23 protein-coding genes are annotated in these 24470 nt (G+C 47.2%); all 23 read left to right on the top strand.

Features of this window, described 5'->3' with window-relative positions; genetic code table 11:
- Nucleotide 1 precedes the first annotated feature (1 nt).
- The 23 genes from HP570_RS02415 to HP570_RS02305 all read left to right on the top strand — a co-directional run bounded on the left by HP570_RS02415 (nt 2) and on the right by HP570_RS02305 (nt 24450).
- The gene (locus HP570_RS02415) at nt 2-385 is read left to right on the top strand and encodes a hypothetical protein (protein WP_173624781.1); all 384 of its coding nucleotides are present in this window, start codon (nt 2-4) and stop codon (nt 383-385) included.
- Between the two features lie 16 nt (nt 386-401).
- Nucleotides 402-1190 carry a FliA/WhiG family RNA polymerase sigma factor gene (locus HP570_RS02410; RefSeq protein ID WP_173624780.1) on the top strand — a complete coding sequence of 263 codons (789 nt, stop codon included), beginning with the start codon at nt 402-404 and terminating at the stop codon, nt 1188-1190.
- A gap of 31 nt (nt 1191-1221) precedes the next feature.
- A complete protein-coding gene (locus tag HP570_RS02405) occupies nt 1222-2640 on the top strand; it encodes a flagellar assembly protein A (protein ID WP_173624779.1) in 1419 nt (472 codons plus the stop codon).
- Between the two features lie 46 nt (nt 2641-2686).
- On the top strand, nt 2687-3025 hold the full coding sequence (locus HP570_RS02400) for a hypothetical protein (RefSeq protein WP_015891730.1): 339 nt from the start codon (nt 2687-2689) through the stop codon (nt 3023-3025).
- A gap of 23 nt (nt 3026-3048) precedes the next feature.
- Nucleotides 3049-3573, top strand: a complete 525-nt coding sequence (locus tag HP570_RS02395) for a DUF6115 domain-containing protein (protein ID WP_082910099.1) — start codon at nt 3049-3051, stop codon at nt 3571-3573.
- Nucleotides 3548-4243: a DNA polymerase III subunit gamma/tau gene (locus HP570_RS02390; RefSeq protein WP_173624778.1), complete on the top strand. Its 696-nt coding sequence runs from the start codon at nt 3548-3550 to the stop codon at nt 4241-4243. Before HP570_RS02395 ends, HP570_RS02390 begins: the two co-directional genes overlap by 26 nt.
- 246 nt (nt 4244-4489) lie before the next feature.
- A complete protein-coding gene (rpsB, locus tag HP570_RS02385; protein ID WP_015891726.1) occupies nt 4490-5200 on the top strand; it encodes a 30S ribosomal protein S2 in 711 nt (236 codons plus the stop codon).
- Between the two features lie 137 nt (nt 5201-5337).
- Entirely contained in the window at nt 5338-6225 is an 888-nt protein-coding gene (tsf, locus tag HP570_RS02380; RefSeq protein ID WP_015891725.1) for a translation elongation factor Ts, read from the top strand.
- Nucleotides 6226-6385: 160 nt separating this feature from the next.
- Entirely contained in the window at nt 6386-7108 is a 723-nt protein-coding gene (gene pyrH, locus HP570_RS02375; protein WP_007719254.1) for a UMP kinase, read from the top strand.
- Between the two features lie 2 nt (nt 7109-7110).
- Nucleotides 7111-7668, top strand: coding sequence for a ribosome recycling factor (gene frr, locus HP570_RS02370; protein WP_015891724.1), 558 nt, complete (start codon nt 7111-7113; stop codon nt 7666-7668).
- Nucleotides 7669-7734: 66 nt separating this feature from the next.
- The gene (locus tag HP570_RS02365) at nt 7735-8505 is read left to right on the top strand and encodes an undecaprenyl pyrophosphate synthase (RefSeq protein WP_173624777.1); all 771 of its coding nucleotides are present in this window, start codon (nt 7735-7737) and stop codon (nt 8503-8505) included.
- 17 nt (nt 8506-8522) lie between these two features.
- Entirely contained in the window at nt 8523-9308 is a 786-nt protein-coding gene (locus HP570_RS02360) for a phosphatidate cytidylyltransferase (RefSeq protein ID WP_173624776.1), read from the top strand.
- Between the two features lie 40 nt (nt 9309-9348).
- Nucleotides 9349-10497 carry a 1-deoxy-D-xylulose-5-phosphate reductoisomerase gene (locus tag HP570_RS02355; RefSeq protein ID WP_173624775.1) on the top strand — a complete coding sequence of 383 codons (1149 nt, stop codon included), beginning with the start codon at nt 9349-9351 and terminating at the stop codon, nt 10495-10497.
- Nucleotides 10498-10540: 43 nt separating this feature from the next.
- The gene (rseP, locus tag HP570_RS02350) at nt 10541-11806 is read left to right on the top strand and encodes an RIP metalloprotease RseP (protein WP_173624774.1); all 1266 of its coding nucleotides are present in this window, start codon (nt 10541-10543) and stop codon (nt 11804-11806) included.
- 55 nt (nt 11807-11861) lie between these two features.
- Complete coding sequence (gene ispG, locus HP570_RS02345) at nt 11862-12944, top strand: flavodoxin-dependent (E)-4-hydroxy-3-methylbut-2-enyl-diphosphate synthase (RefSeq protein ID WP_015891719.1); 1083 nt, start codon at nt 11862-11864, stop codon at nt 12942-12944.
- Between the two features lie 43 nt (nt 12945-12987).
- The gene (locus tag HP570_RS02340; protein ID WP_173625124.1) at nt 12988-14733 is read left to right on the top strand and encodes a proline--tRNA ligase; all 1746 of its coding nucleotides are present in this window, start codon (nt 12988-12990) and stop codon (nt 14731-14733) included.
- Nucleotides 14734-14849: 116 nt separating this feature from the next.
- Nucleotides 14850-19154 carry a PolC-type DNA polymerase III gene (locus tag HP570_RS02335; protein ID WP_173624773.1) on the top strand — a complete coding sequence of 1435 codons (4305 nt, stop codon included), beginning with the start codon at nt 14850-14852 and terminating at the stop codon, nt 19152-19154.
- Between the two features lie 167 nt (nt 19155-19321).
- Entirely contained in the window at nt 19322-19780 is a 459-nt protein-coding gene (gene rimP, locus HP570_RS02330) for a ribosome maturation factor RimP (RefSeq protein WP_015891716.1), read from the top strand.
- Between the two features lie 53 nt (nt 19781-19833).
- Nucleotides 19834-20925, top strand: coding sequence for a transcription termination factor NusA (nusA, locus tag HP570_RS02325; protein WP_015891715.1), 1092 nt, complete (start codon nt 19834-19836; stop codon nt 20923-20925).
- Nucleotides 20926-20927: 2 nt separating this feature from the next.
- The gene (gene rnpM / locus HP570_RS02320) at nt 20928-21218 is read left to right on the top strand and encodes an RNase P modulator RnpM (protein ID WP_015891714.1); all 291 of its coding nucleotides are present in this window, start codon (nt 20928-20930) and stop codon (nt 21216-21218) included.
- Complete coding sequence (locus HP570_RS02315) at nt 21215-21514, top strand: YlxQ family RNA-binding protein (RefSeq protein ID WP_015891713.1); 300 nt, start codon at nt 21215-21217, stop codon at nt 21512-21514. Before rnpM ends, HP570_RS02315 begins: the two co-directional genes overlap by 4 nt.
- Before the next feature lie 21 nt (nt 21515-21535).
- Complete coding sequence (gene infB, locus HP570_RS02310) at nt 21536-24169, top strand: translation initiation factor IF-2 (protein WP_173624772.1); 2634 nt, start codon at nt 21536-21538, stop codon at nt 24167-24169.
- Entirely contained in the window at nt 24169-24450 is a 282-nt protein-coding gene (locus HP570_RS02305; protein WP_173624771.1) for a DUF503 domain-containing protein, read from the top strand. Before infB ends, HP570_RS02305 begins: the two co-directional genes overlap by 1 nt.
- Nucleotides 24451-24470 lie beyond the last annotated feature (20 nt).

The following is a 24470-nucleotide window of genomic DNA, read 5'->3' as shown; positions in this document are numbered from 1 at the left end:
AATGTTAGGGACCATTTGGATTAATTTTGGATTAGGGATGCTCGCATTTCTTGTAACGCTGGGCACGGCTGTGGCGAGTAATGTCTGGCTCGTATCACTGGAGAGAGCAGGTATCGCATTTGTCCTATTCTTCCTCGCTGCATTTCCAATTCGTTGGCTGATTTCAACATTTATACAGTCATCTACTCCACCAATGGTTACGGACGCGCTAGAGGGGACAAGCTCTCCTCTAGCTGAAGGTGGAGTCGTACTGGAAATTGGACAACAATTCGAACAGGAAGATCAAGAATTTGCACCACTCTCAATCAACAAGATGGATAGGATTCATCCAACTGAGGATCCAGCCACCGTTGCAGAGGTCGTTAGGCGCTTATCAGATGAGTAAAGGTTGGTGACTATTCGTGGCACGGCTAACCAGTCAAGAGAAAGCAAAAGAGTTCGATAAATGGGTCATGTGGAAACAAGAGGGGAGTCGCGAGGCGGAGGTTGACTTGATCACACGTTTTTTGCCACTAGTAGATAAGGTGGCAAATCGGTTGGCAATTAACCTGCCAGCAAATGTGGACAAGGATGACTTGATTAGTTATGGTCGTTTTGGCCTATTGGACGCTTTGGCTAAATTCGATCATACACGGGGTCTCCAGTTTGAGACGTATGCCATGTGGCGGATTCGTGGTGCGATGATCGATGGACTACGCGAGAACGACTGGATCCCTCGTACTGTTCGAGACAAGGCCAAAAAAATCGAAGAAGCATACACCACCTTGGAACAGCAAATGCTGCGAATGCCAACCGATCAAGAAATATCTGATTATCTGGGAATAAGCAAAAAAGAGCTTCAACAGGTTTTCTTGGAAACCTCTCTTGCTAGCATGGTTTCTATTGATGAGGCAGTAGGGGATGAAGACGAACAAAAAACAGCAAGACATTCGTATATCATCGACGAACTCACACCTCGCCCTGATAACGTGGCGGAAGTATCCAGCTTAAAAGAGGTTCTTGTAACGGTCATTGACAAATTGCCTGAAAAGGAACGTTTGGTTGTCTCCTTGTTTTATTTTGAAGAAATGACCCTATCGGAAATTGCAGAAATCATGAGCTTGTCACCTTCAAGAATATCCCAGTTGCATTCAAAAGCTCTTTTCCGACTTCGTTCGGCATTGTCTAGATGGAAATCGCAATTGATGTAAAAAGAAATTACCCAAGCTTGAGAGGGGTAGAATGATGGAAGGGATCGGGAAATATAAAATAGAAGCGAAAATTTCAGCTGACAAATTGGAGGCTGAGGTACTTCTACGTGTGGACGAACATGATGTCGACGAAATTGTCGTCTTGGAAACAGATGTATATAAAGCATTACAAGCAAGCAATGTTAAGTATGGAATTCTGGATGAAGTAATTCAGAACTTGTGTACCTTACCAGCAAAGTATGCAAACGCGAGAGTAAAAGTTGCTCAAGGGATTGCCCCTGTGGCTGGCACCGATGGGACTATCGAGTACTCTTATTTGGCGACTATTAATGAAGGCGAAGGTCCAAAAGAGCTAGAGGATGGCCGGGTTGATTTTTATAATGTGACGACGATTCCCAATGTGGCAAAAGGACAACTATTGGCACGTAAAATATCAGCAACCCAGGGACAACCTGGCACAGCAGTTACCGGAGAGCCCATCGCTCCCAAAGCAGGCAAGGAAATTAACATAAAGCCTGGGAAAAATGTTGTTCTCAACCAAGAGCGAACGATGCTGTACGCCGCTATTGACGGACAAGTCTCCTTTACGGAACAGGCAAAAATGAATGTCTTTCCCGTATTTGAAGTAAACGGCGATGTTGATTTTGGTGTTGGCAATATTGATTTTGTGGGAACGGTGGTCATTCGCGGGAACGTATTGAATGGCTTTCGCGTAAAGTCATCTGGAGATATCCGCGTACTTGGCAGTGTAGAAGGGGCCGAGTTGTACGCGGAAGGCTCCATTGAAATCAAAAGCGGGATTGTTGCTCAGGACAAAGGCAGTATTGTCGCAGGGAAAGATATCCGAACATCCTTTATCCAAAACGCCAATGTAACGGCAGGCAATCAAGTGATTGTTTCACAAAGCATTATGTTCTCAACCGTACGGGCCGGAAAGCAAATCATTTGCAAAGGTTCAAAAGGCTTCGTTATTGGCGGCGTGCTGCAAGCTGGCGAAAAGATTGTGGCGCGAGTATTCGGGAACAGCAGCGCCACTCCGACGATACTCGAAGTGGGAGTAAAACCAGAATTAAGACAAGAGCTGGCAAATATTCAAAAGGAATTACAAAATGTGTATGAAAATTTACGCAAAACTGACCAGGGATTAGGGGTTATTAACCAGATCCTCCAAGCCAGCAAAGAACTTCCAGCAGACAAACGTCTCATGCAAGTAAAGCTAACCAATACTCGTTTGGTTCTAGAAAAAGAAAGCAAGGAACTGGAAGCACGCAGAAATGATATTGAGCTTGAGTTGAAAGGGGAAGGCCCCGCAGCCATTGAGGCATATCATGTCATGTATCCAGGAATTAAAATGACGATTGGAAAGTTGATGCACTTTATCAAGCACGAGTATGCCAGAACGCGTTTTTTTGTGATGGATGGTGAAATTAGTACAGCAACTCTTATCTGATCCAAGAAGCAAGCGTACTTAGTTTGAAAAAGGGAGTTGTGGCCATATGAGTTTGAAAGCGGTTGAATTGCAGGTGGCAATACCACGCACGTTAGAAGTCAGCCGAATTCAGGAGCATCAGCAACAACGAACCATGCATGAACAACAATCAATGATTGATCAGCGAAGAGACCTGGATGAACATATGCGCCAGCGTCCGAGCGATCTTGAGCAATCACAAAAAAACCAGATACGCGAACGAGAAAAAAAACAGGGGCAGCAAGAACATCAGGACAAAAAAGAATCCACTGGGAGCCAATTGTCCGAATCGAGCGAAGGTGTATCTACGAATGCTGACCTCATGAGAGATCCGTTGCGTGGACGGATTATAGATATTTCTTTATAAATGAAGTCAAGCCAGAAATAAAGGTGGACAACATGGACGTAGTGTATCCCATCCTGATTGGAGCAGGAATGATCAGCATGCTTCTTGCTTTTGTTATTAAAAAGAAGCAGCCTGTTGACTCCTTTTCCTCATTACCGACACAACGCACGACGGACAAGGACGAGCTCGAAAAAAGCGTGCAGCGTCTTCAAAAACAGGTAAAGCAAGAAACCAATCTTCTTGCGGCGGAATGGCAGGAAATGAGAGCGGATCTTCTTGAGGATATCGCTGGTTTGCGCACACGCTTAGACAATATGGAAGAACAATGGCAAAAGAGTTCGAGTCACAAACCAGAAGCTCCAAAGGATACGAATAGGATAGAACCAGCACCTCAAGTTCAAGAGGTGGATATGCTGGCCTTGCGAGAACGTTATCGCCGTGCCTTTGAACTGAGTAAGGAAGGTTTGTCTCGGGATGAGATCGCAAAACGACTCGGTGCCGGCAGAGGGGAAATCGATTTGATCTTTTCCTTGGCTGACAGGCATGAGCGAGGTCTTGCCGATGCGTAAACAAGAGCTATTATTTGGATTTGGAGCAGGACTAATTGTGGCTACCTCCATTATCGGACTGATAGCGCCTAAGCAGACTGCGCAAGCCCCAGCCATGTCTGTAGATCAAATGAAGGTAGCTGCACAAGAGTTGAAAATGGTCGTACTTACGGCAGAAGAATACAAACAGTGGCAGGAAGAAAAGAAAGTAAACGTACAGCCAGCTCCTGGAGTGCCTAAGGCGCCAGTTACGCCAAAGGTAGGTCAAACAGTGACGCCCGTGACAAAGCAGCCACAAACGCCAACTGTACAGCCAACGACTCCTGGAGCTACATCGGAACAAAAGGTGAATCCGCCAACAAATCCAGTGAGTAAGGACGGCCAGGCTATTCCAACCGTACCGAATACGCAGACACCAACGTCTCCCAATACGGTGGCACCTAAAGCTCCGACAGTGGAAGCACCTGTAGCAGATAAAAAGGTTTCTTTCACCGTTCCTTACAAAGCAACTGCAGAGGATGTAGCGCAGATTCTCGTAAAGGAAGGAATCCTTCCTGCCGAAAATCAATTTGTGTCCCAGCTACGAGCGAGCGACAAATTAAATCGTATTCGTGTTGGTACCTATGAAGTGTCGACCGCCGCTAAGGAAGCAGATATCGTCAAGTTGATAACAACGCCGCCTAAAAAATAGGCGGTTTTTTCAATGTAACCAAATGTGTCCAATTGTCGTCAGCCAAGAAGGGTCAAAACTTTTTTTACGAAATAAATGGAATTCGTTTGTTGCAATTGAAACTCCCATATGATATATTCATTTACGGTGTTGAAATCGCACGTCCACCAATTCCAGCAACGGTGCTGCCAATGGCAGAATTGCTTGGAACATGCGGTGAGGCGGAGGTACGCATCACAAAAACCATCTTTGAAGGAGGTGTGAAATATGGCAGTAATTTCGATGAAACAATTGCTCGAGGCTGGTGTACACTTCGGTCACCAAACTCGTCGTTGGAACCCGAAAATGGCTCGCTATATCTTCACCGAACGTAACGGAATCTACATTATCGACCTGCAAAAAACCGTTAAAAAAGTAGAGGAAGCGTACAACTTCGTACGTGAACTCGCTCAAGACGGCGGAAAAATTCTCTTTGTTGGTACGAAGAAACAAGCACAAGAATCCGTTAAAGAAGAAGCAGAACGTACAGGTCACTACTTCATCAACCAACGTTGGTTGGGTGGTACTCTGACAAACTTCACAACCATCAAAAAACGTACTGCTCGCTTGGCTGAGCTGAAGCGTATGGAAAACGATGGTACTTTCGCAGTATTGCCTAAGAAAGAAGTTATCGTTCTGCGCAAAGAAATGGATCGTCTGGAAAAATTCTTGGGCGGTATCGCTCACATGGATAAACTGCCTGACGCTCTGTTTGTCATCGATCCTCGTAAAGAGCGCATCGCTGTAGCAGAAGCTCGTAAATTGGGTATCCCAATCGTAGCGATCGTAGATACTAACTGCGATCCAGATGAAATCGATTATGTGATCCCAGGTAACGATGACGCAATTCGCGCTGTGAAATTGCTCACTGCTAAAATGGCAGACGCTCTCCTGGAAGGAAACCAAGGTACAGAGCAACAAGCAACAACAACTGCGTAAGCATGTGTGTTAAAGGGTGGACTGAGGGTGTCAGAACCCCCGTCCATCCTTTTTTGCTGAATAGCGTCGCCGAGGTTAACAGGTGACTGGCTTTTCGATTATAATAGGATCGTAACTTTTCGAGGAGGTTTCACTCAATGGCAATTAGTGCACAAGCGGTTAAAGAACTGCGCGAGCGTACAGGCGCAGGTATGATGGATTGCAAACGCGCGCTGGAAGAAACAGCAGGCGACATGGAAAAAGCAATTGACTTGCTCCGTGAGCGCGGTGTAGCGAAAGCAGCGAAAAAATCCGGACGTATTGCAGCTGAAGGTTTGACTGCGACAGCGGTAGCTGGAAACGTAGCAGCAGTTGTAGAAGTAAACTGCGAAACTGACTTCGTTGGTAAAAACCCTGAGTTCCAAACACTCGTGAAAGACATCGCTGAGCACGTTGTATCCCAACGTCCTGCATCTGTTGAAGAAGCTCTGGAGCAACCTTTCAAAGGTGCTGGCGAGACTTTGGGTCATGTAATCAACGAGAAAATCGCGACTATCGGAGAAAACATCTCCTTCCGTCGTTTTGCACTCTCCGAGAAAACAGACAACGGCGTTTTCGGTGCTTACCTGCACATGGGTGGCCGCATCGGCGTTCTGGTTACTTTGGAAGGTACACAAGACGAAACACTCGCTCGCGACCTGGGCATGCACGCAGCAGCGTCTAACCCTCGTTTTGCTAACCGTGAAGAAGTTTCCGCTGATGAGATCGAGCGTGAGCGTGAGGTTCTGAAAAACCAAGCACTGGCTGAAGGTAAACCTGCTAACATCGTTGAGAAAATGGTAGAAGGCCGCCTCTCCAAATTCTTCGAAGAATACGTACTGGTTGAACAACCATTCGTAAAAGATACTGACAAGAAAGTAGCTGTACTTCTGAAAGAAGCAGGTGCTACCTTGAAAGGATTCGCTCGCTTCCAAGTTGGCGAAGGTATCGAGAAGAAACAAGAAGACTTCGCAGCTGAAGTAATGGCTCAAGTTAATAAGCAATAATAAAGGTTATAGGGAACACCTTCGTGTTCCCTATTTTCAAAGCGAAAGTTTCACTTTGTGTGAAACTTTCTGCATGTAAATAGCAAGTGTGTACCTGTTCCCAATGAGAAGGAATGAAGACTGGGCACAGAGAATGATTCATGAATGGAGGCCGTTTCACATGCCACTTCCTGCCTATAAACGGGTTGTGTTAAAGTTGAGTGGGGAAGCTTTGGCGGGGGACTTAGGGTATGGAATTGACCCAAAGGTAATCTTCTCCGTCGCTAACCAGATCAAGGAAATCGTAGAATTGGGTGTACAAGTCGCAGTAGTCGTCGGAGGAGGTAACATCTGGCGCGGACTTTCCGGCAGCTCAAAAGGAATGGATCGGGCAACAGCCGATTACATGGGGATGCTGGCCACGATTATGAACTCACTCGCCTTGCAGGATGGGTTAGAAAAAGTGAACGTCCCGACTCGTGTTCAAACCTCGATTGAGATGAGACAGGTAGCAGAACCATACATACGCCGTCGTGCCATTCGTCATTTGGAAAAAATGCGTGTGGTCATCTTCGCTGCCGGTACTGGTAACCCTTACTTTTCAACGGATACGACTGCTGCTCTGCGTGCAGCTGAGATTGAAGCTGAAGTGATCCTGATGGCGAAAAACAAGGTAGACGGTGTATACTCTGCAGACCCAAGCCTTGACCCGAACGCTAAGAAGTACGACCAGCTGACATTCCTGGAAGTGCTGAATAAAGGTTTAGGTGTCATGGATTCAACAGCGTCCAGTTTGTGCATGGATAACAGTATTCCGTTGATCGTCTTTAACATTTCTGAAGAAGGTAATATTCGTCGGGCAGTAATGGGCGACAAAATTGGTACTCTAGTGAAAGGGGAATAATTATGCCACAAACTGTGCTAAATGACATGGAAGATCGCATGAATAAAGCGATCAATGCTTTGAAAAGAGATCTGTCCAGCCTGCGTGCAGGTCGTGCGAACCCAGCGATGCTGGATCGTGTTACAGTAGACTACTACGGCACTCCAACGCCGATTAGCCAATTGGCAAACATCAGTGTACCAGAACCACGTATGCTGACAATCCAGCCTTGGGATAAAACGGCGCTTAAAGAAATTGACCGTGCGCTGCAACAATCGGATTTGGGAATTTCTCCATCCAACGATGGTGTGATTATCCGCCTGATCATTCCTCCCCTCACAGAAGAGCGTCGGAAAGAGCTCGTGAAGCTGGCAGGAAAAGGTGGAGAAGAAGCAAAAGTAGCGATTCGTAACATCCGTCGTGATGCAAACGATGAAATCAAAAAGCTGGAAAAAGCTGCTACCATTTCTGAGGACGATTCCCGTCGTCATCAAGAAACCATTCAAAAAACGACGGATAAATTCATCGCCGAAGTTGACAAGATCGTTAAGGACAAAGAGAAAGACATTTTGGAAGTATAGGTAAGGGTAATCCCCCTCGTTTGAGGGGGATGTACGTCTATATCTCTCATTACGGGGGAACACTTTATGTTAGAACATCTGGCGCGCAAATGGGGCCGCAAAGAAAAGCAATCGGAGCCAGCCGAGTTGGATCGTTCCGGTAAGATTCCGGAACATGTGGCGATTATTATGGATGGTAACGGTCGTTGGGCCAATAAGCGCAGTTTACCCCGGGTTGCCGGGCACCGTGCAGGAATGAAAGCAGTAAAAGAGGTCGTCAAGGCTGCTGACGAGATTGGCGTGCGTTATATGACGATGTACGCATTCTCTACCGAAAACTGGAAGCGTCCACGCGATGAAGTGGATTTTCTCATGAAACTTCCGCAGGAATTTTTGTCGACAGAATTGGATGAATTAATTGAACGAGGTGTCCGCATACGCATGGTGGGCAGTAAAAGCGAGCTGCCTTCTCATACGTTGAAAGCGCTATTGGAAGCAGAAGAGAGAACGAAGGACAATAGCGGTTTGCAATTGAATTTTGCCCTGAATTACGGCGGGCGAGATGAACTTGCAAAAGCATTTTCAGTGATGGCAGCACAAGTAAAAGCAGGCGAGCTTCAACCAGAACAACTGACTGAGGAATTGATATCGAGTTACCTGTACACAAGCGAAATTCCCGATCCAGACCTCTTGATTCGTACAAGTGGAGAGATTCGCTTGAGTAACTTTATGCTGTGGCAATTAGCATATACAGAATTATGGTTTACGGACGTGCTATGGCCTGATTTTACCCGTGAACATTTTTATCAAGCAATCGTGGAATACCAAGGCCGAGCTCGTCGCTACGGGGCGGTATAGCCGAGAGGTGGAATCAGTTGAAGCAACGTATAATTACAGGCCTGATTGGTGGGGCTGCATTTCTATTATTGATGTATGCTGGTGGAGTTTGGTACTCACTATTGGTGTTTTTACTGGCTGTCATTGGCTATTTTGAATTTATGAGAATGGCTGGCATTCAGTCATTTTATTTGGCAGGATTGCTCGGATATGTATTGATGTTAAGCATTTTGTGGCCGTCTCTATTATTTTCGGATTGGCTCAGTATCAGCATGCCGGATCTGATGCTGCCCGTCATCCTGCTCTTGTTGATTTACTCCGTTTTACGGAAAAATCAGTTTCACATTGAACACGTCGCCCTTACGTTGGTGGGGGCGTTATACATAGGCTATGGTTTTACTTATATGGCCGCTACCCGAAACCTACCTGAGGGATTCATGCTTACGGTCATGGTCATTATGGGAATCTGGTCGACTGATTCGGGCGCCTACTTTGTCGGAAAAGCAATAGGTAAACGTAAACTGTGGCCAGAAATAAGTCCAAACAAGACGGTGGAAGGGGCCTTAGGCGGTCTCGCCGCTTCTGTCTTGATTGTTCTTTCCATCAATGTAAGCTTTGGACATTTTGCAATTGATCAGGCTTTGACCATCGCACTTGTTGCGGGGATCGTCGGGCAATTAGGTGATTTGGTTGAGTCGGCTTTCAAGAGACATTTCCATGTAAAAGATTCAGGGCAGCTGATCCCAGGTCATGGGGGCGTTTTGGATCGCTTTGATAGTTTTTTGCTCGTCTTTCCGGTTCTACATCTATTAGGTATTGTCTAAAACCTTTTGCATATAGAAAGAGATATAGAGGGTGAAATCCGTGAAAAAAATAGCGCTCTTAGGTTCAACGGGGTCAGTTGGAACGAGCACACTTGAAGTCGTAGGCCAGCATCCTGAAAATTTTTCAGTGGTGGCTATGGCTGCTGGAACAAACATCGATCTATTGACACTCCAGGTGGAAACATTCAAGCCCGAGCTCGTTTCTGTAGGAAATGAGAAGGCTGCCGTTGAACTGCGCGATAGATTGGCGGGCAAGTCTCAACCAGAAATCGTTTACGGGGCGGAAGGATTGGAACTGGTTGCCCGTCATGAAGCTGCCAATTTCGTTATGACCGCTGTTGTCGGCAGTGTAGGGGTCGCACCTACACTCGCTGCGATTGAGGCGGGAAAAACAATTGGACTGGCCAACAAAGAGACACTGGTGAGCGCTGGCCCTGTCGTCATGAAACGAGCGAAAGAAAAAGGCGTATCCATTATTCCAGTAGACAGCGAGCATTCAGCAGTCTACCAATGTCTGCAAGGCGAACGTATGGAAGATGTGGCAAAGATTATTTTGACCGCATCAGGCGGTTCCTTCCGTCATCTCTCACGCGAGGATCTAGAGCAAGTGACGGTAGAGCAGGCATTGGCTCATCCGAATTGGAGCATGGGTGCAAAAATTACCATCGATTCTGCGACCATGATGAACAAAGGTTTCGAAGTGATCGAGGCTCATTGGCTGTTTGATCTACCTTATGAGCAAATCGAATGCGTATTGCATTATGAAAGTATCATACACTCTATGGTAGAATACAAAGACAGAGCGGTCATGGCCCAACTGGGTACACCGGATATGAAGGTTCCGATTCAGTACGCCATGAGCTATCCCATCAGAAAAGAACTGCCTACGGAACCACTTGATTTGGTCAAGATCGCCACTCTTCATTTTGCAGCCATGGATTATGAGCGTTATCCTCTGTTAAAATTAGCGTATGAGTGCGGCATGGCAGGAGGTACGCATACTGCAGTACTGAATGCAGCCAATGAGGTCGCAGTTGATATGTTCTTGAAGGGAGCGATCCGTTTTTTAGACATCGAAAAGGTCGTCCGAAAAACATGCGAAGCTCACCCTGGTGTAGCGAGTCCGGAGCTTGCAGATATTTTTGCCGCTGATGAATGGGCACGCTCTTATGCGCTCGTCTCCATCTAAGGAATATGAGTGTTAGATACTTGACAGAAAGGTGGCTGTTCACTTGCCTTTGCCCAACCTGGATTCCGTTGAATCAATTCTCGCGATTGTCGTTGTATTTGGGGTACTTGTCTTTGTGCACGAACTAGGACACTTCCTTCTGGCCAAGAAGGCAGGAATCTTATGTCGTGAATTTGCACTGGGAATGGGGCCAAAAATTTTTCGCGTGAAGCGGGGAGAAACGGAATACACCTTACGCCTGTTACCCATCGGTGGTCTCGTTCGTATGGCGGGAGAAGACCCGGAGATGGATATGTTAAAACCGCACATGGAAGTTACCGTGGAGCGGGATGCGTTAGGAAAGGTCACACATATTTTGCTCGATGGGCCAAGTTTTGGTTCTGCTCGTGCGATTACTGGTACGGTGGTACAATTCGATTTGGAGCAAAATTTAAATATCGTACTGGAACTGGACGGAGAGCAGAAGACGTTTGCTGTTCATCCACAGGCTCAGCTGGTCAAGGATGGACAAGAAGTACAGATTGCCCCTCTGAACAGACAGTTCAAAGGCAAGACAGTTTCACAACGTTTTTGGGCGATTTTTGCAGGACCTGCAGCCAACTTTTTGCTGGCATTTGTCTTGTTTATCGTGATCGGCTTCTTGTACGGCGTGCCGAATGGCAGCTATCTGGGGAATGTGATCCCGGATGGACCTGCTGCTCAAGCTGGATTATTGCCAGGTGATAAGGTGATCGCGATTCAAGGTCAGCCTGTATCCTCATGGAAAGACGTTGTAGAGAAGATTAGCAAAGCGCCGGACCAACAATTAACATTTGAGTACGAGCGCAATGGCCAGCGTATGACTGTGCCAGTTAAAGTAGGGAAAGACGAGAACAACGTGGGTAAAATCATGGTAACTAATGCAACCACGTTTGCCCCAGGAGAAGTTCTCAAATACGGTGCAACCTCCACGTACGATTTTACGGTGATGATCCTGAAAAGCTTGGGAATGCTCGTAACTGGGGAATACGGATTGAAGGACTTGAGTGGTCCAGTCGGTATTTTCAAGATGACTGGAGAGGTTGCGCAACAAGGTATGGCGATTCTGTTGAAATGGGCTGCTGTATTGAGCATTAACCTTGGGTTGTTCAATCTGTTGCCACTGCCAGCCTTGGATGGCGGACGTCTCGCATTCTTGGGAGTAGAGGCGCTGCGCGGTCGACCTGTTGACCCGCATAAAGAAGGAATGGTTCATTTCTTGGGCTTTGCTTTTTTGATGTTGCTGATTTTGGTAGTGACTTGGAATGATCTGCAACGATTGTTCTCCTAATCACGTACTAACACGATAGAAAGAAAAACAGACATACGTTAAAGGATGGTGCAAAATGTTCAAGCGCGAGGAGACGAAACCGGTTTTTGTAGGTGGAGTGCAAATCGGGGGCCAAAAAAGCGTAGTCATCCAGTCGATGACGACAGCAGACACGCGTGATGTAGAAAAAACTCTGGCCGAGATTCAGAGACTGCACGATGTCGGTTGCCAAATTGTTCGCTTGGCCGTCATCAATGAAGATGCAGCACGTGCCATCAAAAAAATTAAAGAACGTTCCCCATTGCCGCTTGTTGCCGACATTCATTTCGACCACAAGCTGGCATTGATTGCACTGGAGAGCGGGATTGATAAAATTCGGATCAACCCAGGAAACATCGGTTCGAAAGAAAAAACACAACGAGTAGTGGAAGCGTGCCGTGAGCGCAATGTTCCGATCCGTATCGGGGTCAACTCCGGCTCTGTCGAGAAAAGGCTTTTGGATAAATACGGTTATCCTTCTCCGGAAGCAATCGTAGAAAGCGCGATGGACCACGTGCAAATTTTGGAAGACCTGAACTACGACAACATTGTCATTTCCTTGAAGTCCTCCGATGTTCCAACGATGATCCAAACCTATTCGTTGATGGCACAGAAACGCAACTATCCGCTGCACGTTGGTGTAACAGAAGCAGGTACACAGTTCTCTGGTAGCATTAAATCTTCAGTTGGAATCGGAACGGTATTGTCGATGGGAATCGGTGACACGATTCGTGTATCCCTGACGGCTGATCCTGTTGAAGAAATTAAAGTAGCGAAACAAATCCTTCGCAGCTTGGATATCGTGAACAACGATCCAGTGGTGATTGCATGCCCATCTTGCGGTCGATGCGCAATTGACCTGATCGGCTTGGCAACCAAAGTCGAGGATGCCGTTTCCACGCTGAAAGTACCGTTAAAAGTAGCGGTAATGGGCTGCGCGGTAAATGGCCCTGGTGAAGCGCGTGAAGCAGATGTTGGCGTTGCCGGCGGAAATGGCGAGGGCTTGATTTTCCGTAATGGTGAAATTGTTCGGAAAGTAAAAGAAACCGAGTTGTTTGAAGAACTGATGAAAGAAATTAACGAAATAGTAAACGAGCAAAAACCTACAACTGTAGGATAATGCACGTTGATTGCTGATAAGGCATAAGGAGGACACGCACGTGTTGAAGCAAAGTCAAATGTTGATCCCTACCCTGCGGGAAGTGCCATCCGACGCGGAGATTGCCAGCCACAAGCTGCTGCTTCGCGCAGGTATGGCCCGCCAACTGGCTTCCGGTATTTATACGTACCTGCCCCTGGCGCTCCGTTCCCTGCACAAAATCCAAGCAATTGTGCGTGAAGAAATGAATAATGCTGGGGGACAAGAGCTGTTGATGCCAGCGATGCAACCAGCTGAGCTGTGGCATCAAACGGGTCGCTGGGATGTATACGGTCCCGAGCTCGTTCGCCTGCGTGATCGTCATGATCGTCCTTTTGCCTTGGGTCCAACCCACGAAGAAGTCATTACGAGTCTCGTGCGTGATGAGATTAACTCTTACAAAAAACTCCCGATCAACCTTTATCAAATTCAAACCAAGTTCCGTGATGAAGTGCGTCCACGCTTCGGTTTGATTCGTTGCCGCGAGTTTATTATGAAGGATGCTTACTCTTTTGATACGTCACAAGAAGGTCTGGATCGCAACTTCCAGGCGATGTACGATGCGTACACAAACATCTTTACCCGTGTAGGCTTGAACTTCCGTGCAGTAGAAGCGGATGCAGGTGCAATCGGCGGAAAAGGCACATACGAATTCATGGCGTTGTGCGACATTGGGGAAGACACGATTGCTTATTCTGAAGAAGGCGATTTTGCGGCCAACTTGGAAAAGGCAGAAGTCGTGTACAAGCCATCTGCGAAGCCAGCAACAGAAGCGCCAGCTCGAGAAAAATTGCATACACCTGGTACTAAAACGATCGATCAATTGGTACAAGCACTGCAAATCGAAGCAAAGCAAATCATCAAGAGTCTCATTTATCGCGTAGACGACAAGCTGGTTATGGTACTGGTGCGCGGTGATCATGAGATCAATGAAGTGAAGCTGAAAAACTTGTATGATGCGACGATCGTTGGACTGGCTTCTGAAGCGGATATCGTTTCCGTAACAGGAGCGCCCGCAGGATTTGTTGGTCCAGTTGGCATTGATCCTGAAAAAGTGGATATCATCGCGGACAATTTTGTTCAAGATGTTTATGATGGTGTTGTCGGTGCCAATGAAACAGATTATCATCTGACTCACGTAGTTGCTGGCCGTGATTTCAAGGTTTCGAAGTACGCTGACTTGCGCAACATTACTGAAGGTGACGAGTGCCCTCGTACAGGTGGTGTTATCAAGTTTGCACGTGGTGTAGAAGTCGGTCACGTATTCAAGCTGGGTACGAAATACTCTACAGCGATGGGTGCTACGTACTTGGATGAAAACGGACGCAGTCAACCGATGATCATGGGTTGCTACGGAATCGGTGTATCTCGTACAATTGCGGCAGTGATCGAGCAGAACAATGATGAAAATGGTATCATTTGGCCAGTGTCTGTTGCACCTTTCCATGTGCATGTGATTCCGGTCAATGTTAAAGTAGAAGAGCAACGTCAAGTTAGTGAACAAATTACAGAAGCACTGCGTAAGGCTGGCATTGAAGTATTGTTTGACGATCGTCCTGAGCGCGCTGGTGTGAAGTTTAAAGACGCCGATTTGATCGGATTGCCTCTGCGTATTACGGTTTCCGATAAAGCGGCACAAGAAGGAACAGTGGAAGTGCGTATCCGCAAAAACGGTGAAACACATGATGTGAAGCTGGATCAATTGGTCGATGAAGTGAAAGGTATCCTATCTCGTGTTGACCAAACCGGAGCTGCGTTGTTCGGGAACTAGTTGCATGCAGGAATAAGAAGGATTTTGTCGAATTTTTACGGGGTGCTCCCCTAGATTAAAGGGGAGTGCCTCTTTTTCTTGTTTGAACGCTCACTTATGGGGAAGGTGGGAAAACCGTGGACCGTTTACAAGAGCAAAAACATCGCTTCTCCCTATTGGTCAAGCAAATGGAAGTTCCTGACGAATGGGTGGAGCGATTTTTTCTTGATGCTCAGATTGAAAAGCTAGAGCTGTATAAGCAAAACAAAGAATGGGTTTTTCACTTTGCCCTCCCGAGAATGATACCAGCGGATGTTTATGCTGCTTTTACCAAGCGATTAACGCATACATTTTCACATCTAGCCAAAGTAGATACTCGATTCCGCTATCACCAAAAGCCCTCTCTCGATCACGTAGTTGAAGAGTATTGGGATGTCTTGCTCGCTGGGCTGGAGCCAACGCTGAACTCCTTGGCAGTTACGATGCGTCAAGCGCGTAAACAAGTCGACCAACAGGAAGTCAAGGTGTACTTGCCAACAGAGATGTCCGTTGAGGTTGCCAAGCGAAAACGAGCGGATAATGAGCTTTTGGCTGCTTTCCAGAAAGCTACCGATTGTTCGATGCGTTTTTCTTTCCATGGGGAAGAAAGCGATGACGCGTATAAAGCCTTCGAGGAGCAACGTAAAGAAGAAGAACGTGCTCTCGTCGAAGTGGTGATGACGGCTGCCCAACAAGAGAGCAAATCGTCTGATAAAGCTGAGGCTGTCACTACGCTCATGATGGGTTATGAAATCAAAGATGCGCCGATCCCGATTTGCGAGATTCAAGATGAGGAACGCCGTATTGTCATCCAAGGAACCGTGTTTAACGTAGAGGTAAAAGAGCTCCGTAGTGGGCGTCATTTGCTCACGTTCAATATTTCTGACTATACGGATTCTCTCACGGTGAAGATGTTCTCTCGCGATAAAGAAGATGTGAAAATGCTCGAATTGCTGAAAGACGGCATGTGGGTGAAAGTGCGGGGAAGTGTACAGCATGACACATTTGTACGCGATCTCGTTATGAATGCCAATGATTTGAATCAGATTGAGCAGGTTATTCGGAAAGATCAAGCGGAAGAAAAGCGTGTCGAGCTTCATTGCCATACGCCGATGAGTGCGCTAGATGCTGTTGCATCTGTAAAATCACTGATCTCGACGGCAGCCAAGTGGGGTCATAAAGCCATTGCTGTCACAGACCATGGTGTCGTACAGGCTTTTCCAGAGGCGTATTCCATCGCCAAAAAGAACAACATCAAATGCATTCTCGGTATGGAAGCGTACGTAGTCGAGGATGGTATCGACATCGTTTACAACCTGCAAGCAGACAATAATATTTCCATTGATGAAAATACGGAATACGTCGTGTTTGATACGGAGACGACGGGTTTAAACGCGTCAGAGCATACCATCATCGAGATCGCTGCTGTCAAAATGAAAGGCGCAGAAATTATCGACCAATGGACGGAACTGATTGACCCGCAATTGCAAATTGGGCCAAAGACAACCGAGATTACGGGGATTACCAACGAAATGCTCCGCGGGCAAGAGACACTTGATGTGGTACTTCGCAAGTTCAAGGATTTTACTGGTGACGCCATTCTGGTCGCACATAATGCAGAGTTTGACAAAGCGTTTATTAACGCCTGCGCCAAACGGATTGGCATGGAGCCATGGACCAATCCATTTTTAGATACGCTGCCTTTGGCGCGCTTGATGTACAAAGGCATGCGCAATTATCGATTAGGATCATTAGCGAAAAAGTTCAACGTCGAGCTCATCAATGCCCACCGTGCGTTGGACGATACCGTAGCCTTGGCTCACGTGTTCCAGCAAATGTTGAAGGACATAAAAGAAGCGGAGATCAAATCGCTAGCAGAGCTGAATGAAAAAAGTAACGAAGAGGCCGACTATAAAAGTGGACGCCCATTCCATGCGACCATTCTCGTGCAAAATAAAGAGGGCCTCAAAAACCTGTACAAGCTCGTAAGTCGCTCCCACGTGGAAACATTCTTCCGTTGGCCACGAATTCAGCGAAGCCAGCTGACCAAATACCGCGAAGGCTTGTTAATTGGTACTGCGTGCAAAGACGGAGAACTCATGCAATCGATTCTCCGTGGTAAGTCACCTGAAGAATTGAAGGAAGTTGCGGCTTTTTACGACTTTATAGAAGTACAGCCGATCGCCCATTACTCACCACTGTTGCGTAATGAAGAAATTCCTTCGCTGGAGACGATGAAAGGCTACCATGAAAAGATCGTCCAAATGGGAAAAGAGCTCGGTAAGCTGGTCGTAGCTACAGGGGATGTGCACTTCCTGAATCCCCAGGATGAGATCTTCCGCGATGTTTTCTTACTGTCAAAAGGGGATCCAACCGCTGGCAATCAGCCGCCGCTGTACTTTCATACAACGGATGAGATGCTGGAGGCGTTCTCCTTTTTGGGAGAAGAGACCGCAAAAGAAATTGTCGTGACGAACACAAATGCCATCGCGGACATGATTGAGGATATCAGTCCGATTCCAGACAAGCTGTACACGCCGATCATTGAAGGGGCGGACGATGAGCTGCGTCAAATGTGTTATGACAAAGCAAGGTTGTTGTATGGTGACCCCTTGCCCGAACTGGTCGAGCATCGCTTGGAAAAAGAATTGAACAGTATCATCAAGCACGGTTTCGGTGTGATTTATTTGATTTCACAGCGTTTGGTAACGAAATCGTTGAATGATGGTTATCTGGTAGGTTCACGTGGATCTGTAGGCTCGTCTTTTGTTGCAACGATGTCTGAGATTACAGAGGTAAACCCATTGCCTCCTCATTATCGCTGCCCAAATTGCAAGCACAGCGAGTTTATTACAGATGGTTCAATCGCCTCTGGCTTTGACTTGGAGGATAAAGCATGTACACAATGTGGAACCATGTATGCCAAGGATGGACAGGACATCCCGTTCGAGACGTTCCTCGGCTTTAAAGGAGACAAGGTACCGGATATTGACTTGAACTTCTCTGGTGATTATCAGCCGCGTGCACACAAGTACACACAAGAGCTGTTCGGAGCCGACTACGTATATCGTGCAGGAACGATTGGTACGGTTGCGGAAAAAACAGCGTATGGCTACGTGCGCAAGTATGCCGACGAACGAGGCATGACGTTGCGCAATGCGGAGATATCCCGAATCGTCAACGGCTGCACAGGTGTAAAAAGGACGACAGGGCAGCATCCGGGCGGTATTATCGTAGTTCCTGACTACATGGAAATCGAAGACTTTTGTCCGATTCAGTTCCCGGCTGATGATAATGAGTCTGAATGGCGCACAACCCATTTTGACTTCCACTCCATCCATGACAACTTGCTAAAACTCGATATTCTGGGACACGACGATCCAACCGTCATTCGTATGCTGCAAGACTTGACAGGAATGGACCCGAAGACGATTCCACTGGATGATAAAAAGACAATGTCCATCTTCAGTTCGACGGAAGCCTTGGGGGTCTCACCGGAGCAAATCGGTACGAACATGGGAACATTGGGGATTCCAGAGTTCGGAACCAAATTCGTACGACAGATGCTAGAGGACACTAAACCGACTACGTTTGCCGAGCTTGTTCAGATTTCTGGACTCTCTCACGGTACGGACGTTTGGTTGAACAATGCGCAGGACTTGATCCGCAATGGTACTTGCAAGCTGCCAGACGTAATTGGTTGTCGTGACGATATCATGGTGTATTTGATCTATAAAGGGCTAGAGCCATCTCGTGCCTTTAAGATCATGGAGTCCGTGCGTAAAGGTAAAGGGGTTCCTGAGGACGATCAGGAAGAAATGCGTAATAACAATGTGCCGGAATGGTATATACAGTCATGCCAGCGGATCAAGTACATGTTCCCGAAGGCGCATGCGACTGCCTACGTCATGATGGCTGTACGGATCGCCTATTTCAAGGTTCATCGACCACTGGAGTTTTACGCGACGTACTTCACCGTTCGTGCGGATGACTTTGACATCCCACTGATGGTCAAAGGATCAGCGGCGATCAAGCAAAAGATTGAGGAGATCGAGGGCAAGGGGCACGATGCACAGCCAAAAGAAAAGGCATTGCTAACTGTTTTGGAGATGGCGTTGGAAATGATAGAGCGGGGCTTCCGCTTTGTCAATGTTGATTTGTACAAATCGGACGCTACTCGCTTCTTGATCGAAGGTGATTCCCTCATCGCTCCATTCAACGCCCTGCCTGGTTTAGGGACGAACGCAGCGATCAGTATCGTGCAAGCGAGAGAGCAAGGGGAGTTTTTGTCCAAGGAGGACCTCCTATCCCGATCCCGCATCTCCAAGACTATTTTGGAGTTCTTGGACGAGCAAGGTGCGTTGCAAGGATTGCCAGAATCCAACCAGCTATCCTTGTTCTAAGGCGTGCAGTCAAGGCTCACAGTCATCCAAAGGTTGTCAGCGGAGGGCTGTTATGCTATAATTTTTTTGGAAATACTGGTTTTATACGCATGGCTGATCGAGAGTGGGGAAACCCACTCTTTCTTTCTGGCTACACCTCATGGTTCAAATGAGAAGGAGGTACTTGCTTGAGCAAGGTAACAGGCATCGTCACTGAACTCATCACGCCCATTGTTGAAGAAGTGGGCCTGGAGCTAGTTGACATCGAGTACAAAAAGGAAGGCAGCAACTGGTTTCTGCGCGTGTTTATCGACAATGAAACTGGCAACATCGACATTGATGACTGCCGCCTTGTCAGCGAGAAGCTGAGCGAAAAACTTGACGAAGTAGATCCCATCCCTACGGCATACTTTTTAGAAGTATCTTCGCCGGGTGCTGAGCGCCCATTACGCAAGGATAAGGATTTCACGAAAGCTGTCGGCAGAAATGTGCATATCACAACAAAAGAGCCAATAGAAGGTGCAACCACGTTCGAAGGCGAACTGGTATCCTATGAGGATGGCAAGCTGACAGTAAAAGAAGCAAAGAAAACGTATGTAATTTCCCAAGAGCAAATTGACACGGCTAGAATGGCAATTATTTTTTAGTTGTTGCGGTCTGTGTTAGCCCGTGGTTAGTAAAGGAGGAGGCAACGAAAGTCATGAACGGCGATTTTATCGAGGCTTTAGAAGCCATTGAGAGAGAGAAAGGCATCACCAAAGACGTACTGATTGAGGCCATCGAAGCGGCTCTTATCTCTGGATACAAACGTAACTTCAACTCGGCCCAAAATGTGCGGGTGGATGTAAATCGTCATTCAGGTATGGTGCGTGTGTATGCGCGGAAGAGCGTAGTCGAAGAGGTTTTAGATCCACGCCTAGAGATCTCTCAAGAAGCAGCACAAGAAATCGATCCTAACTTCCGTCTGGAGGACATCGTCGAAATCGAGGTAACGCCTCGTGATTTCGGTCGTATTGCTGCTCAGACAGCGAAGCAAGTGGTTACACAGCGCATTCGCGAAGCGGAGCGCGGTTTGATCTACAGCGAGTTTATTGAGCGTGAAGACGATATCGTAACAGGCGTCGTTCAGCGTATGGACGCTCGCAATTATTACATTGATCTGGGTAAGGCGGAAGCCGTTATGCCGATCACCGAAAAAATGCCATCCGAAGATTTTAAATCACAAGATCGCGTGAAGGCATACATCATCAAAGTAGAGAAAACCACTAAAGGACCGCAAATCGTCGTTTCCCGTACTCACCCGGGGCTTTTGAAGCGTCTCTTCGAATTAGAAGTGCCAGAAATATATGACGGTGTGGTTGAAATCAAATCTGTTGCACGTGAAGCGGGTGATCGCTCAAAGATCGCTGTGCATTCCATCAACGCAGATGTTGATCCAGTAGGGGCTTGTGTCGGTCCAAAGGGCATGCGCGTCCAAACGATCGTTACAGAGCTGAAAGGCGAAAAGATCGACATTGTTCGTTGGTCTGAAGATCCGGCCGAGTACGTAGCCAATGCACTCAGCCCAGCAAAAGTGCTGCACGTAGAGGTTAACGTAGCGGAGAAGGTTACACGTGTGATCGTTCCTGATTATCAATTGTCTCTGGCGATTGGTAAGCGCGGTCAAAACGCACGCCTGGCAGCCAAGCTGACTGGCTGGAAGATCGATATCAAGAGCGAGTCCCAAGCCGACCAAGAAGGCATCGCTTATCCAAAAGAAGTAGAGAGCGATGAAGGGACGGACAACGAATAATCATGAAGCAAAAAAAGATCCCGTTGCGTAAGTGCATTGTTTGCCAAGGAATGTTTCCGAAAAAGGAATTAATCCGCGTTGTCCGGACGCCAGAAGAAGAGATCGTCATTGATCTTACTGGAAGGGCGGCGGGACGCGGTACCTATGTGTGTCGGCAGGAAAGCTGTCTGAAGCCGGATGCGTTCGCATCGGGAAAATGGAAAAAAGTGCTGGAACGTGCCCTCAATATGTCCATCTCCCAAGAAAAGTATGATGCTTTCCGTGAGAAATGGCTGGAGATGGTGGGAAAATGACCCCAAAAGCAGCACAATTACTCGGATTAGCGATGCGTGCGAGAAAGATCGTTAGTGGGGAGGGGCTGGTCATTACTGCTGTTCGTAATGGGCAGGCTCGCCTGGTATTGCTCGCATCAGATGCATCAGACAATACCGCCAAGAAAGTAAAGGATAAATGTTCCTATTACGGTGTCTCATGTGTAACCACTGGCGACCGACATTCATTGGGACACGCAATCGGAAAAGATGGGCGCGTTACCGTGGCGGTAACCGATGGGAAATTGGCCGAAAGCATTCAGCGTCTGCTCACCTAACTTAGAAAGGGTGAAGTATATTTGAAGACACGTGTGTATGAGTATGCCAAACAGCACAACATGAGCAGTAAGGAAATCCTCAATTTGCTAAAACGATTGAATATAGAAGTAGCAAATCATATGAGTATCATGGAAGAAGGGACGATCAAGCGGATCGAGGATCACATGGCCAAATTGCGTTCTGGTGCCAAACCGGAGCAGCGTAATACGCCAAGTGATGCAAGACCCAAGCAAACGGAAGATCAACAACGCCCCAACGACTCCAGAGGACAACTGAACAAGCCCCAGCAACAAGCGGGGCAAACTCAAACGGTTAGAAATGACAGACCAAACAGCGATCGTGGAGGAAGCACATCAAACATCAATCGTCCAGCTAACAACAGTGCGAGTGCCAATTCCGATCAGCAAAGTCCTCAGCATGGAAAAAATCAGGGGAAGAATCAGGAGAGAAAACCAAACAATATGAGAAGTCAACCCGCAAAGCCGAATGACCGCAAGCCACAAGGCCAAGGACAACAAAGACCACAAGGCCAAGGACAACAAAGACCACAAGGCCAAGGACAACAAAGACCACAGGGTCAAGGACAACAAAGACCACAGGGTCAAGGACAACAAAGACCACAGAACAATCAGCAACGACCACAAAACCAACAGCGTCCTGCACAACAACCTGTTGCTAATCAAACAGAGGGACAAGAATTTGAAGATAAAGTAAATCTTCCATCCAATGTTGGTACAGAAAAACGTGAGAAAATCAAAAAAGGTCCACAGACTCAAAAGACTTTTGAAGATAACAAGAAGAGTCAGCCTTTCCGTGGCGGTGGTAATAACCGCTATAACCAAAATAATCGCCGTGGCAATAACAATCGTGGTGGTCAAAAAGCTCCACGTCCAGTTTTTGACCCACCTACAAAAATTACCTTTACGGAGTCTTTGACCGTAAACGAATTGGCTGTAAAACTACGCAAAGAACCAGCAGAAGTCATCAAAAAGCTGTTTAATTTGGGAATCATGGCAACGATTAACCAGTACCTTGACCGTGAAGCCATCGAACTCATTTGCGCAGATTATGGCATTGAAGTCGAAGAAAAAATCATCATTGATGAAACCAACTTCGAAACATTGGAAGAAGTAGATGCACCAGAAAGCCTGATGGAGCGCCCGCCAGTTGTTACGATCATGGGTCACGTTGACCACGGGAAAACAACATTGCTCGATGCGATCCGCTCTACCAACGTGGTAGCAGGAGAAGCAGGTGGAATTACCCAGCACATTGGTGCCTACCAAGTCGAGATCAAAGGAAAGAAAATTACTTTCCTGGATACTCCAGGTCACGCGGCCTTCACAACTATGCGTGCTCGTGGTGCTCAAATTACAGACATTACCATTCTGGTAGTTGCAGCAGATGATGGTGTTATGCCGCAAACCGTAGAGGCAATCAGCCATGCAAAAGCAGCAAATGTTCCTATCATCGTAGCGGTAAACAAGATTGATAAACCAGAAGCCAATATGGATCGTATCAAGCAAGAACTGACCGAGTATGAACTGGTTGCCGAAGAGTGGGGCGGCGAGACGATTTTCTCCCCATTGTCCGCTAAACAGCGTACAGGTATCGAAGAACTGCTCGAGTACATCTTGCTCGTATCCGAGGTTCAAGAACTGAAAGCAAACCCAGACAAGCGCGCTCGCGGTACCGTTGTAGAAGCTGAGCTTGATAAGGGACGCGGTCCGGTTGCAACCATTCTGGTTCAACAAGGTACCCTGCGCGTTGGTGACCCGATTGTAGTAGGTTCCGCATTCGGACGTGTACGTGCAATGGTGAACGACAAAGGACGTCGTCTGAAGGAAGCGGGTCCATCTACGCCAGTAGAAATCACTGGTCTGAATGATGTACCACAAGCTGGTGACCAATTCCGTGTCTTTGAAGACGAGAAAAAGGCGCGCGCAATCGGGGAAGCACGTGCATCCAAGCAGCGTGAATCCGAGCGTCGTGAAAGCTCCCGCGTTTCTTTGGATGACTTGTTCCAGCACATTCAAGAAGGCGACATCAAAGAGCTGAACCTTATTGTAAAAGGTGACGTACAAGGTTCTGTAGAAGCTCTGCGCGGTTCTTTGGAAAAAATCGATGTCAACGGTACACGTGTGAAAATCATTCATACAGGTGCTGGTGCGATTACGGAATCTGATGTTACGTTGGCAAATGCATCGAATGCGATCATCATTGGCTTCAACGTGCGTCCTGAACCGAATGCACGCAGCATGGCTGAACAAGAGAAGATCGACATTCGCCTGCACCGTGTCATCTACACTGTAATCGAAGAGATCGAGTCTGCTCTCAAAGGGATGCTTGATCCAGTCTTCAAAGAAAACATTATCGGCCAAGCTGAGATTCGTGAAGTGTTCAAAGTATCCAAAGTCGGAAACATTGCTGGTTGCTATGTGACTGAAGGTAAATTGAGCCGCGATGCTGGTGCGCGTTTGATCCGTGAAGGTATTGTGATCTATGAAGGTAAGCTCGATACCCTCAAGCGCTTCAAAGATGATGCGAAAGACGTTGCAGCAGGCTATGAGTGTGGTCTGACTTTGGAACGCTTCAATGACCTCAAAATCGGCGACGTAATCGAAGCATTCGTCATGGTTGAAGTGAAACAATAATGATAGCAGGTGTGCAGATTGAACTGTTTCTGCCCGCTAGCCAAAACCTGAAAGAAAAACGAGCCATCGTCAAAAGTCTGATCGGCAAGCTGCGGAGCCGATTTAACGTCTCCGCAGCAGAGGTGGCTTATCTCGAGCAATGGCAGCGTACCGTGTTGGGTATCGCTGCCGTTGCTAATGAGATCTCTTTTTTACAACAAGAAATGCAGACTGTCGTTCGATTAGTAGAGAACCATCCAGATGTAGAGTTGATTCGTGTGGATACGGAATACTACGATTAATGAACAGTCAGCGGAGGTGA

The organism is Brevibacillus sp. RS1.1 (assembly GCF_013284365.1).
Lineage (GTDB): Bacteria > Bacillota > Bacilli > Brevibacillales > Brevibacillaceae > Brevibacillus > Brevibacillus brevis_D.
The sequence above is the reverse complement of the archived record's forward strand: the minus strand, read 5'-3'. Positions and strand labels throughout refer to the sequence as shown.

Excerpts from the sequence above, each read along its gene's own strand:
- HP570_RS02415 (WP_173624781.1), top strand. The coding sequence starts at position 2 with ATGTTAGGGACCATTTGGATTAATTTTGGATTAGGGATGCTCGCATTT.
- HP570_RS02405 (WP_173624779.1), top strand. The coding sequence starts at position 1,222 with ATGATGGAAGGGATCGGGAAATATAAAATAGAAGCGAAAATTTCAGCT.
- HP570_RS02400 (WP_015891730.1), top strand. The coding sequence starts at position 2,687 with ATGAGTTTGAAAGCGGTTGAATTGCAGGTGGCAATACCACGCACGTTA.
- HP570_RS02390 (WP_173624778.1), top strand. The coding sequence starts at position 3,548 with ATGAGCGAGGTCTTGCCGATGCGTAAACAAGAGCTATTATTTGGATTT.
- rpsB (WP_015891726.1), top strand. The coding sequence starts at position 4,490 with ATGGCAGTAATTTCGATGAAACAATTGCTCGAGGCTGGTGTACACTTC.
- tsf (WP_015891725.1), top strand. The coding sequence starts at position 5,338 with ATGGCAATTAGTGCACAAGCGGTTAAAGAACTGCGCGAGCGTACAGGC.
- pyrH (WP_007719254.1), top strand. The coding sequence starts at position 6,386 with ATGCCACTTCCTGCCTATAAACGGGTTGTGTTAAAGTTGAGTGGGGAA.
- frr (WP_015891724.1), top strand. The coding sequence starts at position 7,111 with ATGCCACAAACTGTGCTAAATGACATGGAAGATCGCATGAATAAAGCG.
- HP570_RS02365 (WP_173624777.1), top strand. The coding sequence starts at position 7,735 with ATGTTAGAACATCTGGCGCGCAAATGGGGCCGCAAAGAAAAGCAATCG.
- ispG (WP_015891719.1), top strand. The coding sequence starts at position 11,862 with ATGTTCAAGCGCGAGGAGACGAAACCGGTTTTTGTAGGTGGAGTGCAA.
- nusA (WP_015891715.1), top strand. The coding sequence starts at position 19,834 with ATGAACGGCGATTTTATCGAGGCTTTAGAAGCCATTGAGAGAGAGAAA.
- rnpM (WP_015891714.1), top strand. The coding sequence starts at position 20,928 with ATGAAGCAAAAAAAGATCCCGTTGCGTAAGTGCATTGTTTGCCAAGGA.
- HP570_RS02315 (WP_015891713.1), top strand. The coding sequence starts at position 21,215 with ATGACCCCAAAAGCAGCACAATTACTCGGATTAGCGATGCGTGCGAGA.
- HP570_RS02305 (WP_173624771.1), top strand. The coding sequence starts at position 24,169 with ATGATAGCAGGTGTGCAGATTGAACTGTTTCTGCCCGCTAGCCAAAAC.